This window comes from Savagea faecisuis (assembly GCF_042675605.1).
GTDB lineage: Bacteria > Bacillota > Bacilli > Bacillales_A > Planococcaceae > Savagea > Savagea faecisuis.
The window spans coordinates 1-13,369 of the sequence record NZ_JBHTJF010000001.1 but is presented as its reverse complement, the minus strand read 5'-3'; the positions used below and the strand labels follow the sequence as shown (position 1 = coordinate 13,369).

Below are 13,369 nucleotides of genomic sequence, written 5' to 3'. Positions count from 1 at the left end.
TTTTCCTCCTACGCGTAAATATCTGTCATTAAATCTGATAATTCTGGTTCCTTGCTCTCTTCAGCAAATTGTACAGATTTTTTAATTTCATCTTTTACCGATTGTTCGATTTCCGCATATTCTTCATCTGTTAGAAGTCCTTCTTCCATCAATAACTCTTTAAAGAATACGATAGGGTCACGTTGTTTTTGCCATTCTTTTTCTTCTTCACGTGAACGATATTTTCGAGCGTCACTTTTAGAGTGCCCTTTCCAACGATATGTTTCGGCTTCGATTAATGTTGGTCCTTCACCATTACGCGCACGCTCAATCGCTTCTTGTGTCGTCGATAATACTTCTAAAATATTGTTGCCATCGATCGTTACGCCTGGAATACCGTAAGCTTTCGCACGATCTGAAATGTGCTCAACATTCGTCATATCTTTAATAGATGCAGACATACCGTACAAATTATTTTCACAGAAGAAGATGACAGGAAGATCCCATACAGACGCTAGGTTTAACGCTTCATGGAAAGCCCCTTCATTCGTCGCCCCATCTCCGAAGAAACAAACGACGACTTCTTTTTTATCTTTCATTTTAGAAGTAAGCGCTGCTCCGACGCCCAATGGTAAACCAGCAGCGACAATTCCGTTCGCTCCTAAGTTTCCAACGTTTAAGTCGGCAATATGCATCGATCCGCCTTTTCCTTTACAGTATCCTGTTTCTTTCGCTAACAATTCCGCTAACATGCGGTCTGACTGCATCCCTTTTGCTAAGCTGTGACCGTGTCCACGGTGCGTACTCGTAATTTTATCGTCAAGCGTTAATGGGAAACATGCCCCAACCGCTGTAGCTTCTTGTCCAATGCATAAATGCATCGTGCCGTGAATTTTTCCACGTAAGAAAAGTTTTTCAACCTCTTCTTCAAATTTTCGAATTAAAATCATGTCATATAACATTTTATGAACGTCTGATTTTGATAATTGTAATTGCTCGATAGTTTTCACTAACAATTCCTCCTTTTTACACTCGCCTTATAAATATATGCAATATTCATGCCAATCAAAATTGTAAGTGCTTTCAACGTTTTCATGCATTATTTCCTATTGAAGTGATGATTTTTTGCCTGTATGATGAATAAAATCATCATTAAGGAGGCTTTTTTGCGTGAATCATCAATTAAATTCGAGTTTAGGAATTATCATCTTGGATGAACATGGGCATTTTAAGCATACAAACGAAGTCGCCCAGCACTTTTTATACTATTTCGAGACGTTCAAATCTCACTTCCAAGAAAATATCCAACATTATTGTTTATTAGAATGTTTATGTGAAATTACGAATTTATCAATCAATAATGGCATCATATTCATTCAACCGTTATCGAATGTCGTCTTACTGGAAAGAGAAAATAAAAAATCCGCAGAAGTTTATAATGAATTGTATGAGGTCATCAACTCCTCTTTTGATGGAATCGTTATTTCTGATAATAAAGGATTAATTTTGCATCAAAATCCTGCATATGGGGATATTACTGGCCTGCATCCTTCTGAATGTATCGGGAGGAATTTAACAGAATTGGAAGAGCTCGGCGTCATCGACCATTCGGCTACGCTACAAGCCCTTTATAAAAATGATTCGGTCACGATTAATCAATCGATCAATACAGGTAAAAATGTACTCGTATCAGCCGTACCGATTCGCGACAAAACGGGAGATATAAAAAAAGTCGTCAACAATGTGCGCGATTTGACTCAATTAAATCAATTAGAAACAGAAATTCAAACTTTAGAAGAAACGAATCAAAAAATTACAGAAGAATTAAAATCGTTAAAAGAACAATTAAATCCTAAGCTTTCACTCATTTCTTCCTCCGCTAAAATGAAAGAAGTCATTGAACGAGCGCTAAAAATCGCGCAAATTGATTCAGGGGTCATCATCCAAGGGGAATCAGGGGTAGGGAAAGAAAAAATCGTCAATCTCATTCATATGCATAGCTTACGTAAAAAGAAACCACTCATTAAAATAAATTGTGGCGCCATTCCAGAAAATTTACTAGAATCCGAATTATTCGGTTACGTATCAGGCTCATTCACAGGCGCTTCCAAACAAGGGAAAATTGGACTAATCGAAGCAGCCAATGACGGAATTTTATTTTTGGATGAAATCGGAGAGATGCCACTTGACTTACAAGTGAAAATTTTACGCGTGTTAGAAGAACGCGAAATTACTCCTGTCGGTGGAACGACGCCCCGAACGGTTAACGTGCGCATTATCGCAGCGACGAATCGTGATTTAAACGCGATGGTTCAAGCAGGAGAATTTCGGAAAGATTTATTTTATCGCTTAAACATCATCCCTATTATTATCCCGCCGCTACGCGAACGAAAAGAAGATGTCATTCCACTCACTTATCATTTTTTAAAAGAATTAAACGAACAATACGGATTGAATAAACAAATTAGTAGCGAAGTTCTCGAACGCTTACGTCGTTATGACTGGCCTGGAAATGTCCGAGAGCTTCAAAATATGGTCGAACGCATCGTTTTAATGAGTGAAGACAATGTCCTCAAATCTGCACATATCGATAAAGAATTTTCGAACGATCGAGTGAACGACCGTGTGGAAACGATGATTCCAGAAGCGAATGTACCTCTGAAACAATATTTAGCTTCAATTGAAATTCACTTTTTAAAAGAGCGCATTAAAGAACATCCTAGCTTACGCAGTGCAGCTCGTTCACTCGATATTGATCAATCGACACTCGTCCGCAAAATGAAACGCTACAATTTACGCGTAGAAGACATTAAATAAACTAAAAAAGAGTGATGCAAAAATGCATCACTCTTTTTTTAAGATTTCGACGATTTCATATAATAAGCTTTTAACATTTCCCCTTTTTCCTCCAAAGTCACTTCGCCGTCGATATAACGCTGTAATAAATGAAGGTAAAATTCCGAATGGGAACTATTAGACAGCCCTAAAGAATTCCGAGCACTCGCTAACTCAACACTCGCTTTACGTTCTTCTCTCGTTTGCAAATTCATACATACCCTCCTCATCCTTTAATATTCATATGCCTGTTTCGTCCATAATAACTTTATTCAATAGGGAATATATGTATATTTTAACATTCTATCTAATCGATGGCGAGTGTTGTGCGAGGAAAACGAAGACATTGCTTTAAATCATATGTCAGTTGAAAGCATGATCCATCCTATGCGATAATTCATCTATGAGAACAAACGTTTCAAGAAAGGAGTGTGCGTATGAATACGATCATATTCGCAGAAAAACCATCCCAAGCTAAAGCTTATGCGGATGCATTTACTGTGGCCAGTAAACATAAAACCCATATTATTCTCGCTGCTTGCCCTACCTTTCCAAATGGAGCTACTATTACATGGGGGATTGGACATTTAGTGGAATTAAAAGACCCTAAAGCTTATGACACCAAATGGACGCGTTGGAACCTAGCCAGTCTACCGATTTTCCCAGAAACTTTTGAATTTCAAGTCGCTAAAGGAAAGTTCCAACAATTTAAAGCTGTCCAGCAACTTTTTCGGCAAGCAGATTTGATTATTAATGCCTGTGATATTGACCGAGAAGGGTCGAATATTTTTTATTCGATTTTCCGTTTAACTGGAGCGCGGCCGAAACAAATTTTACGCTTGTGGATCAACTCGTTAGAAGTCGATGAAATTCGTCGAGGCTTCACTCAACTGCAGACGAATGAACGCGATTTAAAATTGTATGATGAAGCGCGCACGCGTCAAGTGAGCGACTGGCTCGTCGGGATGAACGCTTCCCGTATTTATACGTTACTTCTGCAACAGCGTGGCTATGAAGATGTGTTCCCGGTCGGCCGCGTGCAGTCGCCGACTGTCTTTCTCGTTTACGAACGGATAAAAGAAATCGAACAGTTCAAAGTAGAACCTTTCTTCGAAGCCGTCGCTACGTTTCAAAGTGCAAAAGGAACATATGAAGGCAAAGTCGACGGACGCTTTAAAACGCGCCAAGAAGTAGAACGACTATTGCATCAACATGAGATTCAGCCAAATGATGAAGGAACGATTACTGAACATACGGAGCGCGAAAAACGTCAACTCCCTCCTCTCCTTCATTCGCTCTCTACTTTACAAGCGACCGCCAACCGAAAATGGAAAATGAGTCCAGCAGTCACTTTAAAAACGGCCCAAACGCTTTATGAAAAAAAGTATATTTCCTATCCACGCACGGATAGCCGTCACATTACGACGAATGAGTGGCAATACATTCAACAAAATAAAGAGCGCTATGAAACCCTCCTTCGGCAACCGTTCGAAGCAGCTACGATGAAGCCATCGAAGCGCTATGTCGACAATGCGAAAGTGCAAGAACATTACGCGATCGTCCCGACGAAAACCGTACCTACTCGAACGACGATAGAAAAAATGAAACGAGAAGAACGATTACTTTATGAAGAAATTTTAAGAACGACATTATGTATGTTCCATCGCCCGTTCGTCTATTTAGAAACGAGCGTCACGACCGCTGTGAAACGTCTTCCTTTCCTGTCAAAAGGAAAGCGTACACTCGACGTCGGATGGAAAGAGCTCTTCCCACAATCGAACAATAAAGAAGACGAGGCAAATATGCTTCCGCCTTTACAAAAAGGAGAAACAGTCCGCGCGACAATCCAGATTCACGAAGGGAAAACGACACCGCCAAAACCTTATACAGAAGGTCAGTTGATCACTTTAATGAAAACATGTGGGAAACATATCGAAGACGAAGCGGAAGTTGAAATTTTAAAAGAGATTGAAGGCATCGGTACAGAAGCGACACGCAGTTCGATTATCGAAACTTTAAAAACTCATCAATACATTGACGTTCAAAAAAACATCGTCCAATTAACCGATAAAGGAAGAATTTTTTGCGAAGCGATTCAAGGGACCTTACTAGCGAGTCCTTCCATGACCGCAAAATGGGAAACGTATTTGAAAAAAATTGGTGCTGGAACAGGTTCAAGTGATAAATTTTTAACGAGCATGGAGAAATTTTTACACCACTTACTCGCCACGACACCTGATGAACTTCAACGACGGCCTTTCACAGTCGCGCCTTTCATAGGAAAGAAAAAAGCGACGAAATGGGACCGAATTCCGATCGCCACATGTCCGAGATGTCAGAAAGGGAAAATCGTACAACGTCAATCGTTTTACGGATGTACGCATTACCGCCAAGGATGTAAGCAAACATTTCCCGGGACATTTTTAAAAAAGAAATTGACGAAAACGAATATTAAACATTTATGCGAAAAAGGAGAAACGAATTTAATTAAAGGATTCACATCGAATGACGGCAAAACCTTCAACGCAAAACTCCAATTTCAACACGGTGAAATTTCACTCTTGTTTGAACCGTAACGCAAAACAGTTCCATTTTAGCACATAACCAAAATGGAACTGTTTTATTTTTTCGTGCGATACATACTTTGAATCGCGACGCGAATTAACATAATGCCAAATAACGAAATTGTGTACGGAAAAAGATTTTCACTCGGGTAAACGGATTAGACGAACGTTCTCGTCGTACCGTGCGACCTGAATCCGACATCATTTCCAAAATGAGTGAAAAACCCATCGAGACGATAATTAATGTAATGAAGTATAAAATAGAACCGACCATATAAATTGGTGCGATGACTGACTTCGTTTGGAAACCGAGCATAATCGCAATGAGCGCTGTCATTAAGCCGACGACGAGCCACGTATCTCGCTCGTTAATATCGCGGATGTCGACATTTTTCGCTGTCTCTCCGGCGATATACAATTCATCGCCTTCTTTAGACATGTCTCTTAACATTTCGACCGTATCCATCGCTTCATGACCGTGTGGATTACCGTCGAATGTAATCGCTAATTTCGCCACATTGAAATGATCTTCCACTAACGGATGACCCGTCGGACGAACGGATTGTACACCGTCTAATTCATTCAATTGTTCCATTTTTTCTTTCAATGTATCTTCTGTCCAGTCTTCATCACGAATCATGAGCAATGTTCCTGGAGCGAGACTTCCTTTCGAAAACACTTCGCCTAATCGCTCATATCCGACGCGAGAAGACAAATCTTCTGGGAATGATTCGATTAAATCAAATGATGTTTTCATATTCGTCATATTCCAAGCGCCGACGCCTATACGAGAATGACTGGAATTAAAAATGTTAAAGGTTTTGCGGTGACGACATCCGCTACTTTACGCCAAATTGTACGTTTCTCTTTCACCATCTCTCCGTATTTTGGAATGAATGGCCAAAAAGCAACGCGACCGAAAATCGCAAACAATGCTGGAAGTAAAGTGAGTCCCGCAATTAACATGACGGCCGCTGCAATCGCAAAGACAGGAGCGAAGTTGCGATACGGCTCATAAAGAGAGAAGAACAATGTTGCCATTCCGAGCACGATCGTACTTCCACTGAAGAAAATAGGCTCTCTCACATGTTTCATCGCTTCACGCATCGCATCGTTCACCGATTCATGACGGCGTAACTCTTCACGGAAACGTGAGAAAATTAAAAGTGAATAGTCGGTAATGTAAATTCTTTAGATCCAGGAGCGACGACACTTAAAATCATCGTCGCTACGAGCCAAATTGCTACTAACGAAAACCATCTTTTTTATTCATACGAATTTCTCATCCTTTTCGATAAAGAAAGTAACGACGATGAATAAAGCAAAACTAATTAATAAAATCGAGCCACCTACGATATAGAAAATTAACGAAATCGTCGGATTGATTTGGAAGGGCTCCATAAATTGTAACCACATGCCTGCTGTTAATCCGATTGAACCGATAATCCCTGTCCAGCCGTGAGCTGAAATTAATTTAGATGCACGCACTTTAAAGATGCGGTAAAATGCTCCCCACGCGAAAACAGATAACCACCCTACTAATAAAATGTGGGCGTGAATTGGTCGGAATCCGTAAGAACCAGATCCAGCCATATGTGAACCGAGCACTGCGCCGATTAAACCAAAAATTGCTGAAATACGAATTAAACGTATACTCCATGTTTGTTGTAACATATCGATTTCCTCTCCTCCTACTTCACAATGTATTCACAGTTTAAAATTTCTACATGAACGGAGAGTGAACGGAACTTAAACATAATATTATTTCAATATTTCTTTAGGTAAACAGACGGTAATGCGTGTTCCTTTTTCAAACTCGCTTTTCATATCAATCGTTCCCCCGTGCAGTTCGACCACTTGCTGGACGATCGCCAAACCGAGCCCCGTCCCTTCAATCTCTTTCGTTCTGGAAGAATCTGCTCGGTAAAAACGCTCAAACAATTGAGGCAAATGCTCCTCTGAGATGCCAATCCCAGTGTCTTCAATACAAAATACGACATCTTCAGACAATTCTTTTAACGTAATGCGAATACTTCCTTGTTCTGTATACTTCACAGCGTTGGAAATGAGATTATCCCACACTTTTTCTAGAAACGCTGGATCGCCTTGATAAGTAATCGGCTCTACTTCGAGCTCTAATGATAGCTCTTTATTAACAATTTGCCACTGATAATTACGCACGACATCTCGAATTTGTTCATCTAACGCGTACGTTTTCTTTTGCAATGGCGTCTTTAATTGGTCGAGTGACGTTAACAACAACAATTGCTTCGTCAATGTCGACAAACGTTCTGTTTCAGATTCAATAATCGATGCATATTGTTGGCGCATCTTCTCATCGACTTCTCCTTTATTCAATAAAGAAGCATAGCCACGAATGTTTAATAAAGGAGATTGAAAATCGTGAGACACATCGCTAATAAATTGTTTACGCATTTGATCATTTTGCTTTAAGCTTTCCACCATTTGACTAAAGCTTTGAGCGAGCTGTCCAATTTCATCTTGGCGCGCAATATCGAGTGACTCGACAAATTTTTCATCGCCAATTTGCTTCGTCGCCTTTGTTAACTCTGTAATCGGATCGATTAATTTCTTCGCGAAAAATAACATCGCTAAAAAGCTAATGATCGCAATGACGATGACCATTCCACCTAATAATAAATGAACTTCCGTAAACAATAATTTAATATCGGGACGTAAAAATAAAGCATACCGCTCACCTTGATATAATACGGGACTTCCGACCGTATTCGATGACTCATCTGCGAAAAAGCCTGTCATAAACGTTTCCGTCGGGAAGTTTTGCATACCGTTGTACACTTGTCCTTCTAACACTTGGTCAATCGCATCTTGCGCTAAATTGTGCTCGCGAAAAGGCGCGCCGAAAAATTCGATTTCTTCAGTTGGTGAAACGAGTACGAGCTTATACCCGACCGCTGCTTCCGTGCGTAAAAAGAACTCCAAGTTAGGCGGCTGTTCCGATTCAATATATGTCGCGATTTGTTGGACAATCGATATATTTTTCGCTGAATTTTCTTCCTTCATATTTTGATGATAATACGTATTGACGATTAAAAAGGCGATGACTGTACTCATCACCATAATGATCGCAGTCATCGCTAAAAATTTTCCGTACAATGATTTCATTCGCCCACAACCTCAAATTTGTATCCGACGCCACGCATCGTCACAATTTTCACTTCATCTTCAAATGGAGCTAACTTATCACGCAAACGTTTAATATGTACGTTTAACGTCTGTTCATCTCCTTCGTAATCATATCCCCACACGCGCTCGATTAAAAAATCACGCGCATATACGTGACCTGGTCGAGAAGCGAGTAAAGAAAGTAAATCGAATTCTTTCAATGGGAGTAAAAAAGTTTTGTTTTGAATATGTACTTCATAGCGCTGACGATCAATTTTTAATGGACCTGCGACAATTTGATCGTCCGTCGCCTTGTCATAACGACGTAAAATGGCACGAACACGGAACAATAATTCTTGAGGTTCAAATGGTTTAACGACATAGTCATCGCTCCCTGCTGTAAATCCGCGTTCTTTATCTTCTAATTCTCCTTTTGCTGTCAACATGAGCACAGGAATGTCATCATATGCACGCAATTCTTTCGTCAATGTGTAACCATCCATCTTCGGCATCATCACATCAACGATGGCGAGGTCTGGAATTTCATTTTCTACTAATATAAGGGCTTCTTCCCCATCATATGCTTTCATCACTTTGTAACCCGCTTCTTGTAAATGAATCGAGACTAACTCTACAATGTGACGATCATCATCTACTACTAATATTTTCATCTCATTCACTCCTTCTTTCTACCATACGTTATGAATTTTACATCACATACTTTTATTTCGCACACGATACGATAGAGGATGATTTATTACAAAAAAAAGCTATCACAACCGTTATCTGATTGTGATAGCTTTTAAAAACGACGATTTAAACGAATGTTGCGTTCTTTCGCCTCTTTAAACATGTAAAAATATTTACTTTCTGCTATTTTGCGTTTAGCGATCACTTGTTCATCGTAATCGCGTACAAGCTCTTCAAGTTCGCGGGCTTGTTCCCACTCTTCTTTTAATTCTTGTAATAACTGCATGAAGCGGTCATCAAACTCTTGACGTACAGAAGAACGCTTTCGAAATAAACGAAACATTACAGTTCCCTCCGTCCTTCAATCGCTTTAGAGAGCGTCACTTCATCCGCATACTCTAAGTCGCCTCCGACTGGTAAGCCGTGCGCAATTCGTGTCGTTTTAATGCCAGATGGTTTCACGAGACGCGAAATATACATCGCGGTCGCTTCCCCTTCTACTGTCGGGTTCGTCGCTAAAATGAGTTCTTGTACGCGCTCATCTTGAAGGCGCGTCAATAAACTAGGCACGTTAATATCTTCAGGTCCTACTCCGTCCATCGGCGAAATCGCACCGTGTAACACGTGATAACGACCGTTATAATCGCGCATTTTTTCCATCGCGATGACATCTTTCGGATCTTGGACGACACAGATCATCGACTCATCTCGCGACTGGTCTTGGCATATGTGACAAGGATCTACATCCGTAATATGACCACAAACCGAACAGAAATGAATATTTCGTTTCGCATCGACGAGTGCTTTCGCAAAGTCGAGCACTGTATCTTCTTCCATATTTAACACGAAAAAAGCGAGACGACTCGCTGTTTTCGGGCCGATTGTCGGCAGTTTCATAAAACTATCAATCAACTTTGAAATCGGTTCTGGATAATGCATTGGACGCCTCCTAGAACATTCCTGGTAAGTTTAAGCCTTTCGTAAATTGTCCCATCGTGCTTTCAGACAATTGTTCCGCTTTTTTCAATGCGTCGTTCGTTGCGATGATGATGATGTCTTGTAACATTTCCACATCTTCTGGATCTGCTAATTCTGGATCGATTTCGATATCGAGCACTTCACGATGTCCTGAAACCGTCACTTTCACCATACCATTTCCCGCTTCTCCGACGATGCGCTCTTCACCTAGTTTCTCTTGAGCTTCCGTCATTTTCTTTTGCATTTTTTGCATTTGTTTCATCATACCTTGCATATTTCCCATACCACGCATAATTGTATGCCTCCTCATTAATTTTTATTCGTCGACGACTGTTACGATATCTCCAAACAATTCAGTCGCTTGAACGATATGCTCTTGTTCATCTGCCACATCATGCATTTCAAAAGCTTCTTCTCTTTGTTCTTCTACTTCTTCTGAGCGATTCATCTTCGTTGCGATAAATTCAGACCGAATTTTTTGCCACTGTTCTTCTGGAACGTAAATGACATCGTACGGCTTTTGTAAAAACTGTTGCAACGTGCGCAGCAGTTCATCTCGCAACATCTCTTTTTCAAGGGCGATAGAACAATGAATATCATAATTGAATTTTAACACAAAAGCACTCGAAGATGCTGCTACCGGTTCTGTTTCTTCTAAAAGTGCTGCGTGTGATTTTGTTAAAGCTTGCATTAAATTCGCCCATAGCGAACGCAATTGAACGAGGTCTTGCTTCGTCGCTTCCGCTAATACCCCTTCTACTTTCGCTTTCGGCACTCGAATGACAGGCTTTTGTTGGGGTGCTCTCGATACTTGTTTCGCTTGTTTTACAGGAGCAGGACGGTTAGCGACAAGCTGACGTAAATCGGATACCGTCTTCCGTAAATCATCGAGCTGTTGTTGCACATTTTCAGCTACTGGTGCTTCTGCGGTCGCTACTGGAGCGACTGACATCATATGGATAATTTTTAATAAAGCCGATTCGATATACACACGCGCATAATTTGAAAAACGCATCTCTTGTTGCGCTTGAGCGAATACGTCGATACAAGCGTATAGCTGTTCTACTGTAAACCGTTCAATGACAGACTGAAATGTCGCCGGCTCTTGAATCATTTGTAAAAGATGTCCGGAATCGTTCGCTGTTTTCAATAGAAGAAAGTCACGGAACAATGTGATGCTATCTTCGACGAGACGCAGTTCATCTTTCCCTTCTTGCATCAATTCATCGATGATTGACAATGCTCGTTTCGGATCGTTTGAAACGAGCGCATCCATCAATTCGTAAAAACGATTTTCGCTAATTGAACCTGTGACGAGCAAGGCTGCGTCTACCGTAATCGTATCGCTACTGAAAGCAACGACTTGATCCAACATACTGAGTGCATCTCGCATTCCACCAGAAGCCGCCTGTGCGATCACTTGAAGCGCTCCTTTTTCCGCGGTCACTCCAATATCATTTAAAACAACTGATAAACGATCGATAATTTCTTCATTCGTTAACGGCTTAAAGTCGAATCGTTGACAGCGTGAAATAATCGTCAGCGGAATTTTATGCGGTTCGGTCGTCGCTAAAATAAAGACGACATGACTCGGTGGCTCCTCTAACGTTTTTAAGAGCGCATTAAATGCTGAATTCGATAACATGTGCACTTCATCGATAATATACACTTTATAAGGGGACCGAGCTGGAGCTACGTGAACTTTTCCGATAATTTCACGCATCTCTTCCACTCGCGAGTTCGAGGCAGCGTCAAATTCAATGACGTCAGTATTTGAACCTTCTGTAATGCTTACGCACGTCGCACATTCATTACAAGGTTCAGGTGCTGATCCACGCTCACAGTTCAAAGCTTTCGCAAACACTTTAGCCGTCGTCGTCTTCCCAGTCCCACGAGGTCCGGAGAACAAATAAGCGTGAGTCGTTCGATTATGGAGCAAAGCATTTTGTAGCGTCTGCTTCACTAGTGCTTGTCCTGACATATCTCCGAACGTTTGTGGACGATACGCCCGATAAAACGATTGATGAATCATTCACGTCGCTTCCTTTCTTTTTTCTCATTCGTTTATTATACCATTTTCTCATGTCTTTTACTTTGCAAACAGCGAGAACGTTTATGTAAACGATAATCATTTGGTGCAATAATTACGCCATGCAATATACTGTACTCATCTTTCGAATGTTCTAACCTTCACTATACAAGACGTAAAGGAGAGATTACTTTGCACAATACAGAACATCCACCTTTATCTAAATACAGGAAAGCCCGTCCGTCTTTAATATTTTTAGCATTTTTCATTTGGATTGCTTATGGGGTGTACACCATTGTATTTGGTTTCACACTTTGGTTCGTGAAACTGCTCAGATTTGTTGCACTCCTTCTTTCTTTTCTATTGTTCTTTTCCATCAAAAAGCATATTCAATATAAAAAAAGTGAGCACGGGGAATGATTTTCTCTATGCTCACTTTACAACTCATCGATAAATGAAAAACAGCCACTTCTCAATGAAGTGACTGTTGAAAATTCTTAATTATGCCGCGCACCTTCCTTCGACGACCGCACATAGACGTTACTCATGTCGCCAGCTCAGCCTAGGCTGCCCCGCGGCACATGAAATGATCCACTTAATGCTGCTTCCTTCCGGACCTGACATGGTTCATGGGTTTCCATTGCGCAGGACCCAAACGTCAACACTACGTGCATGAGGCAGACTCTACAATACGAGAAGCCTCGAGAAGGGATTCAGTCTTGCTGAAGCGGATTGCAAGTACAGGGCACCGCTAATTCCCCACCTAGCACGGCATTTCTAAGTATAGCATTTTTCCTTAAAAAATCAACTCTCAACCTTTTCAAAACTTTTATCCTAAATTGCAATATTAAATGCAACACTTTATGTGAAACCACTATATAAGGTTTTTATGTCAATTTGTTGATTATGTGGCCTAGGCCACACAATCAACGAATTTCGCAAATTTTCCGGGGGAATGTATTCATCCAATTGGCAACTTCTGCAATGCGCTGGTCTGAGTATGCATGAATCTGTTGCCCTTTCTTTATAAAACGTCTGAGTAGCCCATTATGACGTTCATTCGTCCCTCTCTCCCAATATGCATATGGATGCGCAAAATAAACATCTATTCCCATTTCTTTTCCTTGTGCGCTAAGTTCACTAAATT

The 13,369-nt window shown here is 40.7% G+C and carries 14 protein-coding genes and 1 other RNA gene; 2 read left to right on the top strand and 13 right to left on the bottom strand.

Annotated elements, in window-relative coordinates; all coding sequences use genetic code 11:
• Positions 1 to 8: 8 nt before the first annotated feature.
• Positions 9 to 941, bottom strand: a complete 933-nt coding sequence (locus ACFQ0V_RS00075) for a thiamine pyrophosphate-dependent dehydrogenase E1 component subunit alpha (protein ID WP_194563090.1) — start codon at positions 939 to 941, stop codon at positions 9 to 11.
• A gap of 208 nt (positions 942 to 1,149) precedes the next feature.
• Between ACFQ0V_RS00075 and ACFQ0V_RS00070 the strand changes: the two genes are divergently transcribed.
• Positions 1,150 to 2,796, top strand: a complete 1,647-nt coding sequence (locus ACFQ0V_RS00070; RefSeq protein WP_381008518.1) for a sigma-54 interaction domain-containing protein — start codon at positions 1,150 to 1,152, stop codon at positions 2,794 to 2,796.
• Positions 2,797 to 2,834: 38 nt separating this feature from the next.
• Here the strand turns inward: ACFQ0V_RS00070 and ACFQ0V_RS00065 are convergent, their stop codons facing one another.
• Positions 2,835 to 3,029 carry an antitoxin VbhA family protein gene (locus ACFQ0V_RS00065; protein ID WP_381008516.1) on the bottom strand — a complete coding sequence of 65 codons (195 nt, stop codon included), beginning with the start codon at positions 3,027 to 3,029 and terminating at the stop codon, positions 2,835 to 2,837.
• Positions 3,030 to 3,251: 222 nt separating this feature from the next.
• Here ACFQ0V_RS00065 and topB point away from each other — a divergent pair, with 222 nt between their 5' ends.
• Positions 3,252 to 5,390 carry a type IA DNA topoisomerase gene (gene topB / locus ACFQ0V_RS00060; protein WP_381008514.1) on the top strand — a complete coding sequence of 713 codons (2,139 nt, stop codon included), beginning with the start codon at positions 3,252 to 3,254 and terminating at the stop codon, positions 5,388 to 5,390.
• 85 nt (positions 5,391 to 5,475) lie between these two features.
• On the opposite strand, the gene ACFQ0V_RS00055 is transcribed toward topB, so the two are convergent.
• The 11 genes from ACFQ0V_RS00055 to ACFQ0V_RS00005 form a co-directional block, all read right to left on the bottom strand.
• Positions 5,476 to 6,144: an MMPL family transporter gene (locus ACFQ0V_RS00055; RefSeq protein ID WP_381008513.1), complete on the bottom strand. Its 669-nt coding sequence runs from the start codon at positions 6,142 to 6,144 to the stop codon at positions 5,476 to 5,478.
• 17 nt (positions 6,145 to 6,161) lie between these two features.
• Positions 6,162 to 6,497: an MMPL family transporter gene (locus tag ACFQ0V_RS00050; RefSeq protein WP_381008511.1), complete on the bottom strand. Its 336-nt coding sequence runs from the start codon at positions 6,495 to 6,497 to the stop codon at positions 6,162 to 6,164.
• A 150-nt stretch (positions 6,498 to 6,647) separates the two neighbouring features.
• The gene (locus ACFQ0V_RS00045) at positions 6,648 to 7,052 is read right to left on the bottom strand and encodes a hypothetical protein (protein WP_381008510.1); all 405 of its coding nucleotides are present in this window, start codon (positions 7,050 to 7,052) and stop codon (positions 6,648 to 6,650) included.
• Positions 7,053 to 7,139: 87 nt separating this feature from the next.
• Positions 7,140 to 8,525, bottom strand: a complete 1,386-nt coding sequence (locus tag ACFQ0V_RS00040) for a sensor histidine kinase (RefSeq protein ID WP_381008508.1) — start codon at positions 8,523 to 8,525, stop codon at positions 7,140 to 7,142.
• Positions 8,522 to 9,196 (bottom strand): response regulator transcription factor, encoded by a 675-nt coding sequence (locus ACFQ0V_RS00035; protein ID WP_381008506.1) that lies wholly within the window; start codon positions 9,194 to 9,196, stop codon positions 8,522 to 8,524. Before ACFQ0V_RS00035 ends, ACFQ0V_RS00040 begins: the two co-directional genes overlap by 4 nt.
• A gap of 131 nt (positions 9,197 to 9,327) precedes the next feature.
• A complete protein-coding gene (locus tag ACFQ0V_RS00030) occupies positions 9,328 to 9,558 on the bottom strand; it encodes a YaaL family protein (protein ID WP_381008504.1) in 231 nt (76 codons plus the stop codon).
• The gene (recR, locus tag ACFQ0V_RS00025; protein WP_194563054.1) at positions 9,558 to 10,154 is read right to left on the bottom strand and encodes a recombination mediator RecR; all 597 of its coding nucleotides are present in this window, start codon (positions 10,152 to 10,154) and stop codon (positions 9,558 to 9,560) included. The genes ACFQ0V_RS00030 and recR overlap by 1 nt, the downstream gene beginning before the upstream one ends.
• A gap of 10 nt (positions 10,155 to 10,164) precedes the next feature.
• Entirely contained in the window at positions 10,165 to 10,485 is a 321-nt protein-coding gene (locus tag ACFQ0V_RS00020; RefSeq protein ID WP_381008501.1) for a YbaB/EbfC family nucleoid-associated protein, read from the bottom strand.
• Between the two features lie 24 nt (positions 10,486 to 10,509).
• On the bottom strand, positions 10,510 to 12,225 hold the full coding sequence (dnaX, locus tag ACFQ0V_RS00015; RefSeq protein WP_381008499.1) for a DNA polymerase III subunit gamma/tau: 1,716 nt from the start codon (positions 12,223 to 12,225) through the stop codon (positions 10,510 to 10,512).
• A 503-nt stretch (positions 12,226 to 12,728) separates the two neighbouring features.
• An RNA gene (gene ffs, locus ACFQ0V_RS00010) (signal recognition particle sRNA large type) lies at positions 12,729 to 12,994 on the bottom strand.
• A 154-nt stretch (positions 12,995 to 13,148) separates the two neighbouring features.
• On the bottom strand, positions 13,149 to 13,369 hold a 221-nt coding region (locus tag ACFQ0V_RS00005), incomplete at its 5' end, for an IS30 family transposase (protein WP_381008497.1).

What these genes read in the sequence shown, in the direction of transcription:
- recR (WP_194563054.1), bottom strand. Translation starts at nt 10,154, where the DNA reads ATGCATTATCCAGAACCGATTTCAAAGTTGATTGATAGTTTTATGAAA.
- dnaX (WP_381008499.1), bottom strand. Translation starts at nt 12,225, where the DNA reads ATGATTCATCAATCGTTTTATCGGGCGTATCGTCCACAAACGTTCGGA.
- ACFQ0V_RS00020 (WP_381008501.1), bottom strand. Translation starts at nt 10,485, where the DNA reads ATGCGTGGTATGGGAAATATGCAAGGTATGATGAAACAAATGCAAAAA.
- ACFQ0V_RS00035 (WP_381008506.1), bottom strand. Translation starts at nt 9,196, where the DNA reads ATGAAAATATTAGTAGTAGATGATGATCGTCACATTGTAGAGTTAGTC.
- ACFQ0V_RS00045 (WP_381008510.1), bottom strand. Translation starts at nt 7,052, where the DNA reads ATGTTACAACAAACATGGAGTATACGTTTAATTCGTATTTCAGCAATT.
- ACFQ0V_RS00030 (WP_381008504.1), bottom strand. Translation starts at nt 9,558, where the DNA reads ATGTTTCGTTTATTTCGAAAGCGTTCTTCTGTACGTCAAGAGTTTGAT.
- topB (WP_381008514.1), top strand. Translation starts at nt 3,252, where the DNA reads ATGAATACGATCATATTCGCAGAAAAACCATCCCAAGCTAAAGCTTAT.
- ACFQ0V_RS00040 (WP_381008508.1), bottom strand. Translation starts at nt 8,525, where the DNA reads ATGAAATCATTGTACGGAAAATTTTTAGCGATGACTGCGATCATTATG.
- ACFQ0V_RS00075 (WP_194563090.1), bottom strand. Translation starts at nt 941, where the DNA reads ATGTTATATGACATGATTTTAATTCGAAAATTTGAAGAAGAGGTTGAA.
- ACFQ0V_RS00065 (WP_381008516.1), bottom strand. Translation starts at nt 3,029, where the DNA reads ATGAATTTGCAAACGAGAGAAGAACGTAAAGCGAGTGTTGAGTTAGCG.
- ACFQ0V_RS00055 (WP_381008513.1), bottom strand. Translation starts at nt 6,144, where the DNA reads ATGACGAATATGAAAACATCATTTGATTTAATCGAATCATTCCCAGAA.